This window comes from Acidaminobacter hydrogenoformans DSM 2784 (assembly GCF_900103005.1).
GTDB classification, from domain to species: domain Bacteria; phylum Bacillota; class Clostridia; order Peptostreptococcales; family Acidaminobacteraceae; genus Acidaminobacter; species Acidaminobacter hydrogenoformans.
The window spans coordinates 189,189-209,944 of sequence record NZ_FMWL01000005.1 but is presented as its reverse complement, the minus strand read 5'-3'; the positions used below and the strand labels follow the sequence as shown (position 1 = coordinate 209,944).

18 protein-coding genes and 6 tRNA genes are annotated in these 20,756 nt (G+C 48.5%); 9 read left to right on the top strand and 15 right to left on the bottom strand.

All coding sequences use genetic code 11. The annotated features are described in order from the left end of the window. The first annotated feature begins 4 nt into the window (after nucleotides 1–4). The 8 genes from BLP63_RS07285 (at nucleotide 5) to BLP63_RS07250 (ending at nucleotide 10,924) form a co-directional block, all read left to right on the top strand. Entirely contained in the window at nucleotides 5–2,449 is a 2,445-nt protein-coding gene (locus BLP63_RS07285; protein WP_092590240.1) for a glycogen/starch/alpha-glucan phosphorylase, read from the top strand. Further along, on the top strand, nucleotides 2,446–4,335 hold the full coding sequence (pulA, locus tag BLP63_RS07280) for a type I pullulanase (RefSeq protein ID WP_092590239.1): 1,890 nt from the start codon (nucleotides 2,446–2,448) through the stop codon (nucleotides 4,333–4,335). The genes BLP63_RS07285 and pulA overlap by 4 nt, the downstream gene beginning before the upstream one ends. Nucleotides 4,336–4,447: 112 nt before the next feature. Next, nucleotides 4,448–4,642 (top strand): DUF1858 domain-containing protein, encoded by a 195-nt coding sequence (locus tag BLP63_RS07275; protein WP_092590238.1) that lies wholly within the window; start codon nucleotides 4,448–4,450, stop codon nucleotides 4,640–4,642. A gap of 181 nt (nucleotides 4,643–4,823) precedes the next feature. Then, on the top strand, nucleotides 4,824–6,083 hold the full coding sequence (locus BLP63_RS07270; RefSeq protein ID WP_170829347.1) for an ATP-binding protein: 1,260 nt from the start codon (nucleotides 4,824–4,826) through the stop codon (nucleotides 6,081–6,083). Nucleotides 6,084–6,120: 37 nt separating this feature from the next. After that, nucleotides 6,121–6,969: a DNA-binding domain-containing protein gene (locus tag BLP63_RS07265; RefSeq protein ID WP_170829346.1), complete on the top strand. Its 849-nt coding sequence runs from the start codon at nucleotides 6,121–6,123 to the stop codon at nucleotides 6,967–6,969. A gap of 330 nt (nucleotides 6,970–7,299) precedes the next feature. Beyond that, a complete protein-coding gene (locus BLP63_RS07260) occupies nucleotides 7,300–8,316 on the top strand; it encodes a TAXI family TRAP transporter solute-binding subunit (RefSeq protein ID WP_092590235.1) in 1,017 nt (338 codons plus the stop codon). A 191-nt stretch (nucleotides 8,317–8,507) separates the two neighbouring features. Further along, nucleotides 8,508–8,891, top strand: coding sequence for a DUF1850 domain-containing protein (locus BLP63_RS07255; RefSeq protein WP_170829345.1), 384 nt, complete (start codon nucleotides 8,508–8,510; stop codon nucleotides 8,889–8,891). Then, nucleotides 8,888–10,924, top strand: a complete 2,037-nt coding sequence (locus tag BLP63_RS07250) for a TRAP transporter permease (RefSeq protein ID WP_092590233.1) — start codon at nucleotides 8,888–8,890, stop codon at nucleotides 10,922–10,924. The genes BLP63_RS07255 and BLP63_RS07250 overlap by 4 nt, the downstream gene beginning before the upstream one ends. Nucleotides 10,925–11,052: 128 nt before the next feature. Here BLP63_RS07250 and cobO read toward each other — a convergent pair whose 3' ends face one another. After that, on the bottom strand, nucleotides 11,053–11,568 hold the full coding sequence (gene cobO, locus BLP63_RS07245) for a cob(I)yrinic acid a,c-diamide adenosyltransferase (protein ID WP_092590232.1): 516 nt from the start codon (nucleotides 11,566–11,568) through the stop codon (nucleotides 11,053–11,055). Between the two features lie 94 nt (nucleotides 11,569–11,662). Between cobO and BLP63_RS07240 the strand changes: the two genes are divergently transcribed. Beyond that, the gene (locus tag BLP63_RS07240) at nucleotides 11,663–12,475 is read left to right on the top strand and encodes an NRDE family protein (protein WP_170829344.1); all 813 of its coding nucleotides are present in this window, start codon (nucleotides 11,663–11,665) and stop codon (nucleotides 12,473–12,475) included. Here BLP63_RS07240 and BLP63_RS07235 read toward each other — a convergent pair. The 14 genes from BLP63_RS07235 to BLP63_RS07170 all read right to left on the bottom strand — a co-directional run bounded on the left by BLP63_RS07235 (nucleotide 12,447) and on the right by BLP63_RS07170 (nucleotide 20,732). Then, entirely contained in the window at nucleotides 12,447–13,385 is a 939-nt protein-coding gene (locus tag BLP63_RS07235) for an AEC family transporter (RefSeq protein WP_092590230.1), read from the bottom strand. The two genes, BLP63_RS07240 and BLP63_RS07235, sit on opposite strands and share 29 nt — an antisense overlap. 66 nt (nucleotides 13,386–13,451) lie before the next feature. Further along, nucleotides 13,452–14,051, bottom strand: a complete 600-nt coding sequence (locus BLP63_RS07230) for a nitroreductase family protein (RefSeq protein ID WP_092590229.1) — start codon at nucleotides 14,049–14,051, stop codon at nucleotides 13,452–13,454. Nucleotides 14,052–14,167: 116 nt separating this feature from the next. Further along, a complete protein-coding gene (locus BLP63_RS07225; RefSeq protein WP_170829343.1) occupies nucleotides 14,168–15,136 on the bottom strand; it encodes an aromatic acid exporter family protein in 969 nt (322 codons plus the stop codon). Nucleotides 15,137–15,300: 164 nt separating this feature from the next. Continuing rightward, nucleotides 15,301–15,377 (bottom strand) — tRNA-Arg (locus BLP63_RS07220). Between the two features lie 37 nt (nucleotides 15,378–15,414). Next, nucleotides 15,415–15,490: transfer RNA gene (locus BLP63_RS07215), tRNA-Lys, on the bottom strand. Between the two features lie 4 nt (nucleotides 15,491–15,494). Next, nucleotides 15,495–15,570 (bottom strand) — tRNA-Gln (locus tag BLP63_RS07210). Nucleotides 15,571–15,578: 8 nt separating this feature from the next. Further along, nucleotides 15,579–15,654, bottom strand: a tRNA-His gene (locus BLP63_RS07205). Between the two features lie 14 nt (nucleotides 15,655–15,668). Next, nucleotides 15,669–15,742: transfer RNA gene (locus tag BLP63_RS07200), tRNA-Gly, on the bottom strand. An 8-nt stretch (nucleotides 15,743–15,750) separates the two neighbouring features. Next, nucleotides 15,751–15,827 (bottom strand) — tRNA-Pro (locus BLP63_RS07195). A gap of 188 nt (nucleotides 15,828–16,015) precedes the next feature. Continuing rightward, a complete protein-coding gene (locus BLP63_RS07190; protein WP_092590227.1) occupies nucleotides 16,016–16,504 on the bottom strand; it encodes a metallophosphoesterase in 489 nt (162 codons plus the stop codon). A 78-nt stretch (nucleotides 16,505–16,582) separates the two neighbouring features. Beyond that, nucleotides 16,583–17,173: an XTP/dITP diphosphatase gene (locus BLP63_RS07185; RefSeq protein ID WP_092590226.1), complete on the bottom strand. Its 591-nt coding sequence runs from the start codon at nucleotides 17,171–17,173 to the stop codon at nucleotides 16,583–16,585. Continuing rightward, nucleotides 17,166–17,912: a ribonuclease PH gene (gene rph / locus BLP63_RS07180; RefSeq protein ID WP_092590225.1), complete on the bottom strand. Its 747-nt coding sequence runs from the start codon at nucleotides 17,910–17,912 to the stop codon at nucleotides 17,166–17,168. Before rph ends, BLP63_RS07185 begins: the two co-directional genes overlap by 8 nt. Before the next feature lie 71 nt (nucleotides 17,913–17,983). Continuing rightward, nucleotides 17,984–18,982 carry an AIR synthase family protein gene (locus BLP63_RS07175; protein ID WP_092590224.1) on the bottom strand — a complete coding sequence of 333 codons (999 nt, stop codon included), beginning with the start codon at nucleotides 18,980–18,982 and terminating at the stop codon, nucleotides 17,984–17,986. A 139-nt stretch (nucleotides 18,983–19,121) separates the two neighbouring features. Further along, the gene (locus BLP63_RS07170; RefSeq protein WP_242870831.1) at nucleotides 19,122–20,732 is read right to left on the bottom strand and encodes a peptide ABC transporter substrate-binding protein; all 1,611 of its coding nucleotides are present in this window, start codon (nucleotides 20,730–20,732) and stop codon (nucleotides 19,122–19,124) included. Nucleotides 20,733–20,756: the final 24 nt, after the last annotated feature.

The window sequence follows — 20,756 nt, the reverse complement described above, 5'->3', positions numbered from 1 at the left end:
CTCTATGGAACTAAATGTCAACCAGTTTAAAAAGGACTATTTGCGCAGGCTGAAAGCGAAAAGCGGCCGGCCACTTGAGGAGAGTACTGTCTGGGATCAGTATCACGCGTTGGGAAGTCTGATCAAGGAGTACATGACGGACGACTGGGTTGGCACTTCCATCGCGTATAACAAGCTGGATACACGACAGGTATTTTATTTTTCAATGGAATTCCTGACTGGGAAGCTGCTCTGCGACTATATGCATGCTATGGGGGTCTTCGAGGTTGTTGAGCAAGGCTTGACTGACCTCGGACTTTCCCTTGAGACCATCTCTGAAGCTGAAAGGGATCAAGGCTTAGGCAACGGCGGCCTTGGCAGACTCGCGGCATGCTTCATGGATTCCATGGCTTCCGTGGGGATCCCCGGACATGGTATTGGCATTCGGTTTAACTTTGGCTTGTTTGAACAGAAGATCATCAACGGTTACCAGGTTGAGTTCCCGGACAGATGGCTTGAAAACCGGAATGTCTGGGAAGTAAAAATGCCGGACAAAGCCGTAGAGGTTCATTTTGGCGGGTCTGTACGCCAAGATTATATTGGCGGGCGCAATGTTTTCTTCCTCGAAAACACAGAAGTTGTCATGGCCGTCCCCTATGACACGCCAATCCCCGGATATCAAAATGGGATCGTCAACACATTAAGACTTTACAGCGCTGAAGCGAAAACACCTGACTTCGACCTGGCAGGCTTCAGCCGGGGCGACTACAACCGTGTCTTTTCAGAAAAATATGCAGTCGAAGCTATTTCTCAGGTTTTGTATCCGGACGACGCTTACGAAAATGGCAGACTGCTTAGATTGAAACAGGAATACTTTTTTGTGTCTGCAGGGCTCCAAGGCATTATGCGTTCTTTTAAGCGCAGCGGACTCCCTATCAGGGATTTCCACAAATATAATGCCATTCACATCAACGACACGCACCCTGCTTTAGCGATCCCAGAACTCATGAGGCTGCTCATGGATATTGAGGAGCTGAACTGGGAGGAAGCCTGGAAAATCACGACGCAAACCATCAGCTACACAAACCATACGTTGCTTCACGAGGCTATGGAAAAATGGCCGGTGGACGTCATGAAAAGCTTGCTGCCAAGGATTTTCATGATCATTGAGGAGATCGACCGCCGCTTTAATCAAATCACAGAACGGTTATACCATCAGGTTGATCCACGCAGATCCCAACAAATGGCAATTATTGGTGACGGCCAAGTACGGATGGCACATCTTTGCATAGTGGGAAGTCACAGTGTGAACGGCGTCGCGAAGCTTCACTCAGAGCTTTTGGCAACGAAAGAGCTTAAGCCTTTCAACGAATTCTACGCCGGAAAATTCAACAATAAGACTAACGGGATCACACATCGGCGGTGGCTGCTTCATTCGAACCCAAGACTATCGGCACACATCACCGAGGCCATAGGTGACGAATGGATCAAAGAGCCGGAGTCCCTGGGGCGTCTGATGAAATACCACTCTGATCCAGCGTATCTCGAGAAGCTGATGGCGATCAAACGCGCCAACAAAGTCGACTTTTCGAACTATCTGCACAAAACCAGCGGCGTCTCCATTGACCCGGACAGCATTTATGACATTCAGATCAAACGCCTCCATGAGTACAAGCGGCAGACGCTCAACATCCTTCACATCATGAGTATGTACCTCAGGCTTAAGGAAGATCCGGACCTGGATTTGATCCCTCGCACCTTCTTATTCGGAGCGAAGGCAGCCCCTGGCTATCAGACGGCAAAGCAGACCATTAAGCTGATCAATGCCGTTGGCGACCTGATTAACGCGGATAAAGACGTCAACGAAAAGCTCAAGGTCGTTTTCGTTGAAAATTATGGCGTTACTGTCGCCGAGCACATTATTCCGAGCGCGGACATCAGCGAGCAGATTTCAACCGCCAGCAAAGAAGCTTCGGGCACCGGCAACATGAAGCTGATGATGAATGGCGCCGTTACAGTCGCGACGCTGGATGGCGCGAATATTGAGATCCTGGAAGCGGTCGGAAAAGACAATATTTTTCTGTTTGGGCTCACCGCTGAAGAAGTCTACAGATATACTGAAAATCATTCCTACAAAGCTTTTGAAATTTATCAGAATAATCCACTCCTGAGACGCGCTATCGATATGATGACAGACGGAACCCTGAATGTTTCTCCTGAAGAGTTCTATCTGATCCGCTCCGCACTTTTAGATCATAACGACGCATTTTTTGTTCTCAAGGATTTCGAAAGCTATGCCAATATCCAGAAAAAGGCTTGCGAAGCTTATCGCGACAAGAAAAGATGGTCTGCCATGTCCCTGGTCAATATAGCCAAGTCAGGCATCTTTTCCAGTGACCGCACTATACGGGATTATAATCGCGACATCTGGAAGGCGCCTGTCTTCGAAACCTTGAAGGGCTCACTATGAGTTTTGCCCACGATCCAAAATTAGACGCGCTGGCGGAGCGCGCCTCTAAGCGAACTGATTTTGGCGTCACGCTCCACCCCGAGCGCGACGCAACAAAATTCGTTCTCTGGGCACCCGCCGCCTCTAAAGTCGAGGTGGCGCTCTACGATACCTACAGCACACATCACAGAACGACCTATGCTATGCACAGAGAACCTGATGGCTGCTTTGTCCTCGAGGTTCTCAGCGATTTAACGGACAAGTATTATACTTATCTGATCCGTTACGAATCAGATGAAAAAAGATTTGAAATTGTAGACCCGTGGGCAAAAGCTGCGGGGCCAAACTCCAAGCGCGGCTTGGTCCTTGACCCTCGCAGCCTTGATCCGGAGGGCTTTCGTGCCCTGCCAGACCTGGCCCCAGTGGACTATGGCCGCACAGTGATCTATGAACTCAGCGTCCGGGACTTCACCGCCCACCCAACCTCAGGTGTGGCCCACCGCGGCCTTTATCTGGGCTTGGCCGAAACCGGGACTTTGTGTGATGGCATGTCAACCGGCCTGGATCACCTTGCTGAAATGGGTATAACACACGTTCACTTAATGCCTGTTCAGGATTTTGTAACGACGGACGAGCTGACGCGCGAACCTTATAACTGGGGCTACGATCCTGTCCTGTATGATGTGCCGGAGGGTTCATTTACGTCTAAGCTTGGCAAGGGCAACCGGATTTTCGAGCTTAAATCCGCCATCCACGCCCTACACAAAAAAGGGATTCGCGTGGTGTTGGATGTCGTCTACAATCACACTTATGAGTCTATGCATTCCCACTACCAACGCATGGCGCCCAACTATTTTTACAGAATGACAGAGCATGGATTTTCCAACGGGTCCGGCTGTGGCAACGAACTTGCCACCGAACGCCCAATGGTCAGGAAGCGCATCATGGATTCGCTTTTATACTGGCTTGAAGAATATCGCGTCGACGGCTTTCGCTTTGATCTTATGGGCCTTTTCGACAAGACAATGGTTCAGAGCATCTCAAAGCAGCTGTTGAGCCGCAGGCCGGATCTTTTAATTTACGGAGAGCCCTGGACCGCGGCGGACACCACCTTGCCAGAGGATGAGCGGTTTGGAAAGGGCAAACAGCGCGGCCTCGGCATCGCAATTTTTGAAGATGACTATAAGAGCGCTATGATTGGTTCTCCAAATGGAGATTCAAGAGGGTTTATTCAAAACGGTGTGGCAAAGCCTGACGAACACGCGCTTAGGCAGCTATTTTCAGGCATTTGCGCCAGCATGGCCTGCGCCCATCACCCTGCGAAGCTCGCGGACTCTCCCTCTGAGATCGTCCACTACCTCGTTACTCATGACAATCTGATCCTCCGGGACAAGCTTGAGTATTCCCTTCCAGATGCAGATGAGGCAGAGCGACTGGAACTGACTTGCCTTTCCTTTAATCTGTTGATGACCTCCTTTGGCATGCCTCTGATTCACAGCGGCACCGAGTTTTACAGAACCAAGTTTCGAAATGATAACAGCTACAACGCTGGGGATGCCATCAACGCCGTTTGCTGGACCCTAAAATCACAATATTGTCTTCTCCTTGAGCATGTGAAGCAGTTGATTCGGTTCCGCCTTGATACAGGCCTGTTCTCTCTGAAACCGGATGCCATCCGCAGAGGCTTTGAGCCCATTGATGCCGATTGTCTCGCCTACAGCATCCGAAAGGACAAGACACAATACTCTTTTTACCACAACCCGGGCGAAATCCACCTTGTCCTCAATGGCATGGATCGCAAAAGCGTCCAAGTGGTGCTGGATGGATTGAAATGGTACCCAGAACCGGAAATCCCCATAAAGGTTCCCGCAAAAGGCACCCTCATCCTGAAGCAAAATATTCTTTGATTGGTAACGAGGGTTACTGTTTTTTTGAAGTGCTTTGGGTTATAATCTCAATATAAACCCAACCAATACACTCGGATTTAATTCCGGTATTTTAAAAAGGAGGCACTTCAAAATGGAAATAACTAAAGACATGACTATTGGTGACGTCGTAAAAAAATACCCAGCTACTGTGAGCGCACTTATGAATTATGGCATGGGCTGCATAGGCTGCCCGTCAGCACAAGCTGAATCCCTTGAAGACGCAGCGCGCGTTCACGGCATTGAAGTATCCAAGTTAGTCGAGTCACTGAACAACAGCATCAAATAGACAGTTTTAATTGAACTCTTTATCAAGGCCGGCAGACACTTAAGAAAATCGTGTCTGCCGGCTTTTTTCTGTTTTTGGGGCTTCATTTGAATATTATACAGAGCCTCCCTATCCTTTCTCCATGTACACAGGCAGTCAAAACATGATAGAATATTTTCATATGGAATTTCAGGAGGTGCCCATGAAATCATCCAAACACCTTCACCTTATGATTGCCTTTATCACTGTCTTGTTCGGTGAAATTTACCTTAGACCTTTTTATACGGACTTCAGATTTTCCCTTGGGGTTTGCGCCCTTGGGATCCTGCTCCTGATCTATGAAACAAGCTTCCGGACAGTGCTCGTCACCGGGATGTCCATATTGATTTTCAGGGTCTGGCTGGCAATGAACCTATCAACGCCTTTTGACCTGGCACTGATGACACATCTGCCCGGTGCGCTGTATTATATTTTCTACGGCTCAATCCTGCTCGCATCAAAGGTCAGATACCGTTTGAACCATCCCCTGCTGGCACTGACGGTTCTTTTGGTCGCTGACGTCACAAGCAACATCATGGAATTAATTATACGGGGGCAATTCCACGACCTGACCTCCACCTTCAAACTGCAAGCACTCTTATTAACTGCCATTATCAGGGGCATCCTTATTTTATCCGTCTATCTCCTTGCGAGATTTTATCCGACCATGTTTCAAAAGGAAGAAGAAAAGAAAAAAATCTCCAGCTGGATTCTCGCTCAATCCAAACTATACGCCGAAGTCGTGTTTCTCAAGAAATCGGAAGGTGATATAGAAAAAGCCATGACAAAAGCCCATGGCTTGTACACCTACATCCAGGCCCACAAGACCGCGTTGCCTTCAGAATGGGCTGACATGCCCCGTAAGGTTCTCTCCATAACCAGGGATATCCACGAAATAAAAAAAGACTACAGAAGAATCAACGAGGCACTGCGCGCGCTGATCCCTGACAATCTCCCCGCCTCAGTGCCAACACCTGCCGAACTCACCAATTTTCTGTGTGACGACATTGAAGTCTGGGCACATTCCAACGGGAAAAGCATAAAGATTTCCCGTTCCTTAAGCCCTTATTTAAGCGACCAGAATTTATTCGACTATTTAAGTCTGCTCAATAATCTGCTCACCAATGCCGTGGATGCCATTGATCAGTCCGGTGAAATAAAACTCGGGGTCAGCGTTTTGGATGGGCTATGGGAAATTACCGTTGAAGACAACGGGGGGGGCATTCCAGAGGAAGATCTTTCCGTGATTTTTGAGCCGGGCTACTCGACCCATTACGATTCGAAAACTGGTCATATGTCTACCGGCATTGGCCTGTCCCAAGTGCAATATATTGTGAGCCACCTTTTAAAAGGACAAATTACCGTAGCGTCTAAGGTTGGAGACGGCACTTTGATACAAATTACCTTTCCATTACTGATTTAACGCTATCACGCCAATGCAAACAGGAGGTACACTGCCCATGGCTTGCAGCTTTTACATTGTAGATGATGACCGGACTGTGCGGAAAATCCTGTCCCAAATCATCAGTGCGCATTTCGAAAGCGCGGAGATTTATCAAAGTGACGATCCATGGTTTGCAGCCCAGGATATCTTGCGTCAGAAACCGGACATTGTCGTACTGGATCTCTTGATGGAAGGTATGGACGGGATCGAGGTCTCCGAAGCCCTTATTAAAAATGATTATAATGGCCAAATCGTCATGCTTTCCGAGGTGGGAGCCAAAGAAATCATAGGACAGGCTTACAAGGCGGGCGTCGATCACTATATCAGCAAGCCTATTAATGTCACAGAAGTCGTTACGGTTCTGACGCGGACCTTAGAGATGCATCAGCTAAAGAATTATGTAAGAATTTTTGGTGCCCCTTCAGTTTCAAAGATTAATGCAGCACCGGAAAGCAACCACATCCCCAAAAACGAAAAACTCCAAACCATTCTTAAAGACATTGGCATTCTTGGGGAACCTGGCAGTGATGAGCTTTTATTCGCCGTGCCACAGCTGACAGAGGAAATGTCCCTGGGACAGCTCTACCAATGGCTTAAAGCGCAATATCCGCCCTACAAAGACGATTCAATCAGCTTAAAAGGGATTGAGCAAAGGCTGAGGCGCCTGGTACAGCTCGCCATGGAAAACATCGCCAATATAGGTGTGGAAGATTTTTCAAATTATAAATTTGAAAGATATTCCACCTCACTTTTCAATTTTAAATCCATCCGCCAAGAAATGGATTATGCAAGAGGGAAAGGAATTTCGCGAGGAAAGGTTGATGTCAAGCGTTTTTTGGACGGACTGATCACGCTGGTCAAATAACCTGGAATAATCTGAACTTTGATTTAATTGAATCTATTTTTGTATGATGTTGTAGGATTCTGTAGGCATTCAATTATGATTAAATTATCATGACTGAGGGTTTCGCAGGATCCTGTTTTATTTCGAGCCATTCTTTCCTAATGAAACACCCCTTTAAGAAATAACATCCTCCCTGTATAATCTGCCTGCGCATATCTTTTTGTCAATATTGTTCATTTTTTGGTATAATATATAGTATAGATAGAATTTTTAGTCAATTGAAGGAGGGGGATCAGTATTAAAGAGAGAAACCGAACGCACCATCAGTCAACTATTTTAGGAGGGATTGTATTGTCAAAAAAAATGTGGTCTGTATTACTCGTCGTCGTCATGATTCTTTCACTCGGTCTTACTGCTTGCGCACCTAAAGCAGAAGAGCCTGCTGCAGGCGGAGAAACTCCAGCTCCAGAGGCACCGGCAGAAAAAGTCTACATCTCAATCGCAACAGGCGGCACCGCTGGCACGTACTATCCACTCGGCGGCGCTATCGCAAAAATCTTTAACGAAAACGTTCCAGGGGTCACCGCGAACGCACAAGCAACTGGCGCATCCGTCGAAAACGTCGGTCTCGTCTCCAAAGGCGAAGCTGAAGTTGCCTTCGTTCAAAACGACATCACCTTCTACGCTTACAATGGCACTGAAATCTTTGCAGACAAAGAGCCAACCACTAATATCCGCGGTATGGCAATGCTTTATCCGGAAGTCGTCCAAATCATCGCGACAAAATCCAGCGGCATCACTTCCGTTGACGATCTTAAAGGCAAAAAAGTCGCCGTTGGCGCACCAGGCTCCGGCGCGGAAGCAAACGCACGCCAGGTTCTCGAAGCACATGGCATTACTTACGAAGACCTTGGAAAAGCAGACTTCCTTTCATTCAACGAAGCTGCTGACCAGATTAAAAACAAGCAAATTGACGCAGCCTTCATCACTGCAGGCCTTCCAACTTCAGCCATCAACGAAGTTTCGCAAACTGCTGATATCGTTGTTGTACCTATCGATTCCGCAAAAATCGCAGAAATGATCGCAGCTTATCCTTTCTACACTGAAGTCGTCGTACCTGCAGGCACTTACAAAGGTACTGATACTGATGTTTCAACTGCAGCAGTTATGGCAATGCTGATCGTTGGCGAAGACATGGATGAGACACTCGCTTACAATCTTACAAAATCAATGTTTGAATATCGCCAGGTCATCATTGACACGCACCAGCGCGGCAATGACATCAAGCTTGAAACCGCACTCGCAGGTATGCCAATTGAGCTGCACCCAGGCGCACAAAAATACTATGACGAAATGGGCATTAAGTAAGCATGTCTGACAAAATGAGGTATTGGGCGCAAACTGCCCCAATACCTCACTCTTTAAATCAAATTGGCGCATCGAAAAAAGCGCTTCTCATCCTGGTATCGTTCTTAATCCTAATATCTTTATTATTCTTTTTAGTTTGGCCTCATCACTGGCTGTTAGCAAGAGATGACCGCTCCGGCGCACATCTGGGTATGTGGCGCATAGAGCCGGAAGAACCCTTTACTATCATTTACATACATTCCGTTCAATTATCACCCGTGACAGAAACCTATCACTTTAACCCGTCCGGTGATCTGATCCTTGACGAAACATTGTTTTCAAGCTATGGGGCCGGGCTGCCGGCAACGACACCTTATGACTTTGAAATTACTGAGGACAGCTTCAGAATCTATAACATTCAACTTAAAATGGAGCATCTCGTCTATAGAACCGGGGCCGTCAGAGCAAATCACAGGCTTTTGATAGGAGATCAGGATATACCCTTCACCACTTTTTCCGAGCCTCGTCAAGCGGTTGAGCTGACTTACGCACGCAAGCCTCTGCTTTATTATGTCATCAAGGAGGTTATAAAATGAACGACGACAAACAAAAACAACCAAATGAAGATCCTAACTTGACAAATGAACCTGATTTTAATCCAGACCACGAACCCTTGGATGCGAACGTACTGCTTGATAAATTTGACAAAGACGCCAGCAAGCTCAGAAAATTGACTGGCATGCTTGCAAAAGCAGTGACGGTCATAGCGATTGGCATGTCGCTCTTCCACCTTTATACTGCAGGCTTTGGCACTTTACTTTCTGTCCGCCAACGCTCACTTCACTTGATTTTAGCATTCACCTTAGGCTTCATGCTCTATCCTGCCGGCAAACGAAGCAGCAAAACCAAAGCCTCTATCCTGGACTTTGGACTCGCGGCCATTGCCATTGTCGTCTTTGGCTACTTGTTCGTCTTTGTTGAAGAGATTGCGCGCAAAGGCGGCGACGTTTCTCAGATTGACATTATATTAGGCGCCTTGGCCATCCTGTTGACCCTTGAGGTAACAAGACGCGTCGTTGGTCCAGAGCTTCCAATTGTAGCCATCCTGTTCCTTTCCTACGCAAAATTCGGCCCTTATTTACCCGGCGTTCTGGCGCACAGAGGCTTCAGCTTTGAGCGCATTATCAGCCACATGTATCTGACAACAGAAGGCCTGCTGGGCATACCTACCGGGGTTTCCGCAACCTTCGTCTTCATGTTCATATTGTTTGGCGCATTTCTCGACAAAACCGGCGTCGGAAAATTCTTTATCGACTTGGCTTACGGACTTACCGGCCATTTAAAAAGCGGTCCGGCTATGACTGCCGTCGTTGCGAGCGGATTTATGGGTTCAATTTCCGGAAGCTCCGTCGCAAATACAGTCACCACCGGTGCCTTCACTATCCCGCTCATGAAACGCGTTGGCTACAAGCCTTACTTCGCTGGTGCTGTTGAAGCCGCTGCTTCGACCGGTGGTCAGATCATGCCGCCTGTTATGGGCGCAGCAGCCTTCATCATGGCAGAATTTACAGGGATCCCATACATAAAGATTATCGCTGCAGCTGCGATTCCAGCTGTTCTTTACTACTTCGCAGTCGGTACTATGGTTCACCTCGAAGCGAGTAAACTCGGTCTCAAAGGACTTCCAAAAGATCAACTGCCGAGCGCGCGGAAAATCATGCTGAACCAAGGTTATCTGCTCGTGCCGCTTTTTGTCATTATCGCATTTCTGATCATGGGCTTTACACCACTGCTTTCAGCTTTTTACGCGATTGGTATCAGCGTCTTTATGGCCGTTGCAGTCACGCTGATCAAGAAAGATCATTCCTTTACACCTGCCCTGTTCATGTCTGCGCTTGAAAGCGGTGCCAAAGGCGCCTTAGGCGTTGCCACTGCCTGTGCTTGCGCCGGTATGATCGTTGGTGTCGTCACCCTGACAGGCCTCGGTCTTCGTATCGCAGAGCTCATTGTCACCCTTGCACAGGGTATGCTGCTTCCTACACTGTTCTTCACTATGATCGCTTCCATCATTCTTGGCATGGGGTTGCCAACGACTGCAAAATACATAGTCTTGGCGACAATGGCAGTGCCGGCGCTGATCAAGCTTGAAGTCAACCTGATGGCTGCGCATCTCTTCATCCTTTACTTTGGTGTTGTGGCGGACATCACCCCACCAGTTGCGCTCGCCGCATACGCCGGGGCCGGTATAGCCGGAGCCAACTCCATGAAGACAGGCTTCCAGGCCGTTAAGCTGGCCTCGGCAGCCTTCCTGGTACCTTATATTTTTGCGATTGATCCACGTTTGATTCTCGTTAAGGAAATCGTTGGAGACCAGGTCACTTTCATGCCATTCTATGCCGCTATACCGGTTATCTTGACGGCCATGCTTGGTATTGTGTGTCTGGGCGCCGCAGTCGAAAATTTCCTTCTCGTTAAATGTAAAATTTACGAACGTATATTTTTACTTGCCGCTGCGCTCAGCCTTCTCGTACCAGGTCTTTACACAGATGCTTTTGGTTTGGCCGTCCTCGTGGTTGTCGTCGTACTCCAGCGTCCAAGGTCCAAAAAAGCAAAGATGGAAGCCGCATAGGCATGTAACAAATGACATTTTAGAGATCCCAAGATGAAACCAAAAAAGGCAGGGCCAGCTTCAAGCGGCGCCTGCCTTTTTATTTAGGGAGGTAACCTAACCATTTTCAAAACTGCCATTTCAAAAGTTCAACAATCAATACCCTCACGCGACAGTACGCCCTGAGTATAATAATGCTTAATCTCGCGCATCTCAGTGACGAGATCAGCAGCTTCGATCAGAGCCTCAGAAGCATACCGGCCCGTCAATACGACTTCCACAGGCTCTGCCTTTCCTTTCAGCGCCTCTAATACTTCGTCATCCTTCAATAGCTTGAAACAAACAGCAATAAATATTTCATCGAGAACCACAACATCAAACGCCCCGCTTGCCAGGATCGATTTGCATTTTTCAAGTCCACGCCTTGCGCGCTGCACATCTTCCTCGTCGGGATTTCGGTCAATGTAACACGTCGTGCCGTACTGTTCAATTTCAATGCCCGCTATGTAATCTGAGCATTTTGTTTCGCTGTAAGCCATCCCTTTGACAAATTGGCCAATGTAGACTTTCTTTCCAGCCATAGCGGCACGCAGCGCCAATCCAAACGCCGCGGTTGTCTTCCCTTTCCCATTCCCGGTGTAAACGTGGATGTAGCCTTTTTCCATCAAAATCATCCTTCCGTAATTCGAGGTTTTGGATAGTTTTAGGGTAATAGTCCACCATTAGAATCCCTTAGAAACCCATACGAGGAGAATGCCTATGTGTATTGCCTGGATTGCCTATCATGCCCACCCCAAATACCCCCTTGTCATAGCCGCTAACCGGGATGAGTTCTTCTCCCGGCCAACCGCCGCTGCCGCTTACTGGTCCGACCAGCCAGGCATTGCCGGAGGCAGGGACCTTAAAGATCAAGGCACTTGGTTTGCCGCAGATCAGCTTGGCCGCTTTGGCCTTCTCACCAACCACAGGGACTTTTCACTTCACAAGGACGCGCCCGAATCCAGAGGCATACTCATCCCCTGCTACCTGAGCCGTCCAAACAGCGCTGCGGCTTTTTTCGACACTCTCCTGGAAGACGCGTCTAATTTCAATCCCTTCAACCTTTTGCTTTGTGATGCCGATGGTCTTTACCACTTCGACAACATCACACAGCAGGTTACCGCTCTCAAGCCCGGCATTTACGGCTTATCGAACGCTTTTCTCGACACCCCATGGCCAAAGCTTGAGCGGGGTAAAGCGCGCTTCACAGAGCTACTATATGCCTCAAGGGATCATCTGCACCCTGATCTATTCATGCCCATCCTCAAAGACAGCCAGACTGCCCCGGATCAGGCGCTCCCTTCTACGGGCCTTGAGCTCGACCTGGAGAGAAAGCTGTCCTCCATCTTTGTTGACGCAGGCACTTATGGGACGCGGGCGCATACGGTCTTTCTAATCGACGTCGCAGGCAATGTGACGCTGTATGAGCAGAGTCTTCTGATCGACACTTCAGATGTCACTTTAGACGTCACTCGAGAGCAAAAGAAATGGCGTTCCACTGAACTCAAATATAAGCAAGCTGCTTCAAAGTAAAAATCATAAAAAATATGGTCAGGACAGATAGCGCAGAGCCAAAGACAATAATTTGCCCGGCGAGCTCACCGTCTGCATCCATCTGGTGCGCCATTGTGAAGGATGCCACCGCCGTTGGGGCACCGTAAAGGACCATCAATGTGATGAGCTCAATGCCGCGGAAGCCCATGTGGATGGAGATGGGTATAAAAACCATCGGCAAAACCACCAGCTTGCCGACGACGCCTATGATCAGAGGCCGGAGCAAACCTTTTACCGCGCTGAAGGACATGGTCCCGCCGAGGAGAAACAACGCCAGCGGCGTCGCTACACGAGAGAAATCGAGCGCCGTCTTCTCAATGGGATAAGGCAGCGTCAATCCAAAAACCAAAAGGACAAGGCCCAGGAACGAACCAATGATATTGGGATTTGTTGCGACACCTTTCGCAATACGAGGAACGTCTATACGGCCGCCCCTGAAAATCTCGAGAACAACCACTGAAATCGCGTTGTTCAGCGGGACGGTAATGGCAATGATCAAGGCGGCGACGCCGACCTGGTCCGCAGGCGCGAGGGCTTGAGCGACTGGAATCCCAAAGAGGACGAAGTTTCCACGAAAGATCCCCTGAATCAGAACACCGCGTCTCCGGTTGTCTTTTTCCAGGATTGGGATCAGGACAAAAAGCGCTCCCAAAGCCGCTGCCAACGTTCCCACAGAATAAAGCATCAGCCGGATATTGAGCACTGCCGCGAGGTCCGTTTTGTAAATGTTATAGAAGAGCAGTACCGGGAGGAATATTCTGAAGGCAACGCCGTTCATGACCGACAACGTATGGTCATCAATAGCGCGAAGCTGCTTCATCAGATAACCGGCTGCCATTGCCAGAAATAATGGCATGACGACATTCAAAGATAGAATAAAGTTTTCCAAGGCTGAAGGTTTCCTCCTTTCTGTTTTTTTCCTTGCTGCACGGTGAGGAACACCCTTTCTGACGCCTTATTTGACGAGGATGACTGTCCCTTCACGCCTTGGGGCCGCCTGTTTTTCAGGCCCGCCATTGAAGCCCAGAGCTGCACAGCCATAGCAGCGCTCGTTCTCTGGAATGCCCCACTTGGTGAAGAGTTTTCTGATTTCAGGAAACTCACTCATACGCGTGAGCAAGTTGATCCAGCAGGAAGACACACCAAGGGACTGGGCTGCGATAAACATATTCTCAAGAGCCGCCGCGCAGTCTGAGGCTGGCGAGGAGACCGCAGGGTCTTTGGCGCTCGTCACAATCACAAGGGTTGGCGCGCCATAAAAGAAATTGAAGTCCGGTTTGTTCTTGAAATGCTTCGCCTGGTTCTTTAAAGGGCCTGAAACCGTATCGTCATCAGGAAGGCTCAGCAGCGTGTGCTTTGCGGCCTCATTTAAAGCCGCCAGCGCGTCTTTGCTTTGGACCGCAGTGAAATGCCACTCCTGCAGCCCCATACCGCTGGGCGCGAATTTGGCAGCTTCCAGAATAGTCAGCAGCGCTTCCTCGGGCACCTGGTCTTCTTTATAGATTTTAATGCTTCTGCGGGATAAAATGGATTTTATGGTTTCGTTTTCAATCATTATAAGAGACCTCCTTTTTTCAAGAGCAGTAAACACACTTGCAACCATTATAGCGTATTTGGCGAACTTTTGAGTGCGTCTTATTATAAAGTGCATCAAAAGCCATTTGGAACCCATCATTCCTTTTCGTGTTTCTCAATAAATCGCATTTTAATAGACACCAGTTCTTCCAATGAATACAAGTACTGATGCAGCGCGATTCTATTTTGAAGATGCCTGTTGTTCTCTGGCAGTTCAGCCTCAAAAGTGAAATGATGCTTGATCTCATTCAGACGCTCTAACTGAAATGAACAAGTGTTAACAGCCCTGGTATTATTGACAAAATTATCCGTAAACCCTTTCAGCAGATCGACCTCAAGATATTTCAAAAAATTCAGCGTTAAGAAATTTTGCATTGTGTTGATAATATAATATTGCTGTCTTCTCATTGTAAAATACTCAACATAATAATTATTCTCCTGAAAATAATAATTGTTGAAGTATTGATAGGCGCGATTCTTAGCTTGTGTCAATACAGCATCCAGAGCCTCAAGATCTTCCTGCACCCCTTTTGCGCCACATTGATTGACCAGGCATTTCCCCATATTTTTGAATATGCGGTCGAGCAGCCCCTCAACTTGATGTTGGTAACCAATCAATTCGCCCTCAATGTCCAAAACAAAAAAGTTTATAACAAGAGCAACGGTTATCCCTAAAAACATCAATCCGAATTCATTGAGCAAGATCGAATATGAAATCTCACCCAACGAATAAATGTGCATGACAAGGACGACGTTCAAAACAATAGCAGTAACAGCATCCAATTTATACATCAATAATGTAAAAAGAAAAATATAAGCAATAAAAACGGCTAAAGTAAATCCAAACACCGTGAACATGATCGACGAAAGCGCTAAGGAAATGACGGCCGCCAATAAGCGAATTCCGGCCATCTTTAAGGATTGCTTTTTGTCAGAAAGCATACTCACAATCACAATGGTGGCAACAGAACTATAAAAGTCCATATGAAGCCACTTAGCGATTAAAACACCTACTGCCACCCCTAAGGTTATTTTGATGCTCTTAATTAGATTTTCTTTGTTCATGATAAAACCCTCCATGCATTATAGCTTGTATTTACCCACATTTCCACGCCGAGGCGTATTTTATAAAATATTATTTTTTTCTCCAGTTGTGGTCAAATTTGTGGTCAAAACGTAAAAAATGCTGGATTCTCACTTAAGAGAATCCAGCATTTTCAAGTGCTTTCTGGTGCGCCCGGAGGGACTCGAACCCCCGACCAACTGGTTCGAAGCCAGCGACTCTATCCGACTGAGCTACGGACGCAAAGGGTGAGCTTGTTGCATTGAGCCTGTATAAAGAATGGTGACCCATCCGCGGCTCGAACGCGGGACACCTTGATTAAAAGTCAAGTGCTCTACCGACTGAGCTAATGGGTCACATTGGCTGGGGATGCAGGACTCGAACCTGCGAATGACGGAGTCAAAGTCCGTTGCCTTACCGACTTGGCTAATCCCCAATGATAAATGGGGCGGCTGATGGGGATCGAACCCACGAATACAGGAGCCACAATCCTGTGTCTTAACCACTTGACGACAGCCGCCATGATAAAATTATTGGAGCGGGTGAAGGGGATCGAACCCTCGCAACCGGCTTGGAAGGCCGGGGCTCTACCACTGAGCTACACCCGCGATATAAATGGTCGGGGCGGCAGGATTTGAACCCGCGACCCTCTGATCCCAAATCAGATGCGCTACCAAGCTGCGCTACACCCCGAACTGACAAATACGATTATACCTCATAAATTCAGGGAGAGTCAACCTTTTTTCTTGTTTTTTTTACAACTAATATTTGGTACGGCTTCACCCCGGCTTCACCCCGCCTTCAACCTGACTCCAACCCGTCTCCAGCTGATCTTAAAGCTCCATCAGGTCAATAAACCTATCCAACAAATCCTTCAAGCATTAAAATGTAAACAACTGGCAGGTGAACTCCCCAGATTTAATTTCAATGAGCCCATAACCCGGTCTTCCACCCCGGGGTCTCGCCGGGCTCCCCGGATTCAAAAAGGTAATCCCCTCATGCTGAAGCTTCAGCGCCACATGCGTATGTCCAAAGAGCACCAGTGCCGCTTGCTCTTCAAGCGCCCTGTAGAACAGATTATTAAGCGTATGCTTAACATCATAACGGTGTCCATGGGTGAGTAAGATCCTGACCCCCTCATAGACCAGCAGGCGCTCCTCCGCCCGGTTCTCAGGAGGAACAAGCCCATTGTGAAGGTCCATAACGTTTCCAGCGACCGAAACCACTTCCACCGGAGCACCTTTCACTACCTCAAGGTCTGAGGCAAAATCCCCGCAGTGCACGACGACATCCGCATCCGGATGCCGTTCAAGAGCCTTTTGAATCCAGCTTCTCTCACCATGCGTATCGCTGATGACAATCAACTTCAAAAACTACTCACCCTTTCCAAAAGGCTTATCTGCTGATCTGTCCCTGTCCCCAACCGAAGTTTCCACCGCCAAGGCATCCTACTGGCTCAGCATAGTCTGAAGCTCTTTTATAGCGCGCCCCCTGTGACTGATGGCGTTTTTCTCTTCACTGCTCAGCTCTGCGAAAGTCTTATCCAGTGACGCCACATAAAACAGCGGATCATAGCCAAAGCCACCTGTGCCTCTTTCTTCTTCGAGGATCCGTCCCTCGACCTCGCCACGAGCCGTCAGAACCGTGTCTTTATTGATGTAGAAGGTGATCACCGTCACAAATTTAGCGCCTCTGTCGCCCTCAGGAACGCCTTTCAACGCGTCGACCAGCTTGGCGTTGTTAGCCTTGTCGCTTTTCGGTTCTCCCGCGTAGCGGGCAGAATAGACGCCTGGCGCGCCATTCAGATATGCTACCATGAGCCCTGAGTCATCCGCAATAGCCGGATGTCCCGTCATCTCGGAAACCACCTGTGCCTTATAAAGCGAGTTCGCCTCAAAGGTGTCCCCTTCCTCGGGAATATCCAGCCCAGCGAGGCCGACATCACTTAATGACAGCAGCTCAAAATCAAATTCTGAAAGCATAGCCTGAAGCTCTTTAAGCTTGTGACTGTTGGAAGACGCAAGTACGACTTTACTCATGGCTGGTCCGCCTTCCCAGCTCGTCCGTCAGCGCTTTTCTCTGGGCGCCAATCATACTCTGGATCCCCTTTTCAGCCAAAGCCAGCAGACCGTCAAGCTCCACTCTTGAGAAAGGTCTCGCCTCACCAGTGCCCTGAACCTCAATAAACTCACCTTTGCCGTTCATGATGACATTCATGTCGACGTCCGCCGAGGAATCCTCCAGATAACAAAGATCCAGAAGCTGCTCGCCACCGCAGACCCCAACACTGATCGCTGCCACCCAGTCCGTGGTAGGCAATTGAGACAGCAAACCCTTATCCATCAGTTTCTCCATGGCCAGCACCATAGCAACATAAGCACCCGTTATGGATGCCGTCCTGGTCCCGCCATCCGCTGAGATGACATCACAATCTATCCAGATCGTCCGCTCGCCAAGGGCCTTAAGATCCACCACCGACCTGAGGCTCCTGCCAATCAGCCGCTGAATCTCCGAGGACCGCCCATCCAGGCGCCCCTTGGTTATATCCCTTTGTTTTCTCTGCTGGGTCGAGCCTGGCAGCATGGCATATTCCGCCGTCACCCAGCCGCTGCCGGTTCCTTTGAGGAACGGCGGCACCTTCTCCTCAACCATTGCCGTACAAATTACTTTTGTTGCCCCTAACTCAATCAAAACAGCCCCGTCCGGATGCTGCAAAAAATGCGTCGTCAGCCTGACCGGTCTGGCCATATCCTGTGTTCTTCCGTCATGTCGGATCATGTGTTGCCTCCTGAAATTTGAATTCTTTTAACAAGTTTAACATAAAATGTGCTGTCTCGCACATAGGTCCTTTAAAATCCGAGCACTCTATAGAGCGGATCCACATCAGGTCTGCCGATGGTCTCAATCTCCACATCCCCGCCAATCAACCGCCGTACCGACGCATCCGCCTCAATAATCCCTATCCGTCTCAACGCCACACCTTGACGCTCTGCTTCGGCCTCAAGCAGCTGTGCTTTATCCGGCAAAATCGTCATCAGCATGCTCCCGCTGCCAATCAAATTCAAGGGATTAAACTCAAATATTCCTGACAATTTCTTTGTCACAGCCGCGATCCTGATTTCTGAGCCCCAAATGGTACAACCGGTGCCTGACGCTTCACAGACCTCCCAAAGGGCACCAAGGACACCCCCTTCGGTGATGTCATGCATAGCACTCACACCTGCTTTTCTGCCAATTCGACCTTCCGGCATCACAGAAAGGGAGGCTTGGAGCTGCGCCAGCTCTTCAAGATCTTTTTTGTCCAATACCCCTTCGAGCTGCTCTGATTTTTCTGCAGCAATTATGACTGTACCTTCCAGGGCCGCTGTCTTTGACATATAGATCCAGTCCCCAGCCCTTGCGCCAGCAGTAGAGATCAGCTCATCCACCGGCACGCGTCCCAGCGCTGTAACAGAGAGCACCATACGGGTAACCGCACTTGTCACCTCTGTATGCCCGCCTATAACCGCTACGCCTATTTCTTCGGCGGCTTCGGAAATCTCTTCCATTAGCGCTTCAATGTCTTCCAGGGTTGCATGGATTGGCGCCAATATGGTCACTGTCACCGCTGTGGGTTCAGCCCCACTGGACGCAAGGTCGTTGCATGACACATGCACGGCCAGCCTCCCCGACCCCTTCGTCGCCCCTGTGATGGGATCTGTAGTGACGACACACGCCTCCTCGCCAAACCTAATAGCACCGCAGTCCTCACCCACACCGGGCCCAAGAAGAATGTCCGGTGTTTCAGTTTTTATTTTTGAAAGCACAGAGCGCTCCAATACCTCATTATCCAGCTTGCCTTCCTTCATGTAGGGTCACCTCTTATTAAATACTGACAATAGCATAACACAGGAGATTTAACTGCGCAAAAAAGAAATGAGCGGCTTTGCCGGGTTTTAACCAGCAAAGCCGCCAAGTCTTCATTAAAGGGTTAATCTGGATTTCTGACTACTTCATGACGTCAGCAAAGCCAAAGAACCATGTGCTTCTTGTAGTAAGCTCCCAATCTGTTACGTAATCTTGAACCATGACTGGGTTTGTATAGTAGTAAACAGGCATAACCGGCATTTCTTCCATAAGGATTTTGTCCGCAATGTAGAGCTGTTCGAAACGCTCTGAACCTGTCAAAGACTTGGATGCCGCGATTGCAGCGTCATAATCCTTGCTGACCCACTCACCATAGTTCATAGGAGAACCTTCAATGAACATGCCAAGGTAAGTCATAGGGTCAGAATAGTCGCCAATCCAACCGCCACGGGCGATTTGGAAGTCATGATTCGTTCTTGTATCCTGGAATACTGCCCACTCTTGGTTAGCAAGCGTTACATTGATGCCAAGGTTTTGCTTCCACATTTCCTGGATCGCTTCAGCGATTGCTTTGTGACCTTCAGAAGTGTTGTAGAGAAGCTCAAACGCTGGGAATCCTGCGCCGTCTGGATAGCCAGCTTCCGCAAGGAGTGCTTTTGCCTTTTCGACATCTGCCGTGCCATCTTCTTTAAAACCATGGAAACCGGACTTAACGTTAAAGACGTTGCCTTCAGCATCATAGTCTGTACCCGGGATCATGGAGTGTGCAGGCATTTGGCCAGCTTTTGTGACAGTCTCAACGATCGCTTTGCGGTCAACTGCATACGCAAGGGCCTGACGAACCTTAACATTGTCAAGTGGCGCTACTTTTGTATTGAAAGAGAAATAGTAAACAGCATCCTGAGGGAAGACCATAAAGGTTGGGTCTTCGGCCATCAGTCTTGGAATCTCAGCAGTAGGCATATCGTCAATGATGTCGATTTCCTTCGCTTCATAAGCTGTAAGCGCTGTTGACTGGTCATCAATCAAAAGACCTTCAATTTTGTCGAGCTTGACTTTTTCAGCTTGCCAATAGTTTTCGTTTTTGACGAGGATCATTTTGTCGCCTTGAGTATAGGACTCAAGTTTGAAAGGACCGTTGACAACTGAGGCAGCAGGATCAAAAGCCCATGCGCCGTCTGCACCTTTTGCAACTGCGTCTTCACGAACCGGGAAGAACGTATAGAACGCCGTTAAGCCAAGGAAATAATCTGTAGGAACCTTAAGTGTGACTTCAAAAGTCATATCATCAATTGCTTTGAAAGAATCTACGCTGGCTTCGTCAAAGATCCATGAATACTCGGATGCCGTAGCAGGATCGAGTACGCGAGCCCACGCATATTCAAAATCCTTCGCAGTGACAGGCTGGCCATCAGACCACTTCACATCAGGGCGAATTTTGAAAGTGTAGACAAGGTTGTCGTCACTGACTGTGTAGCTTTCAGCCATAGCAGGCTCAAGCTTGCCGTCGACTTCTCTCATGAGACCTTCAAACATGTTGTTGATGACGTTTCCGCCGTCACTTGCAGCATTCAGACCTGGGTCTATGGTCTTAGGACCGGAAGATCCAATATTCCATACCAATACTTTTTCAGCTGCAGGCTCTTCAGCAGGTGTCTCCGCAGCTGGTTGCTCCGTCGTTCCACCGCAGCCTGCGAGCAGACCAAGAGCGAGTACGAGAACTAACAAAAATGCCAAACTCTTTTTAAACAAACAAATCCCCTCCATTATCTAATA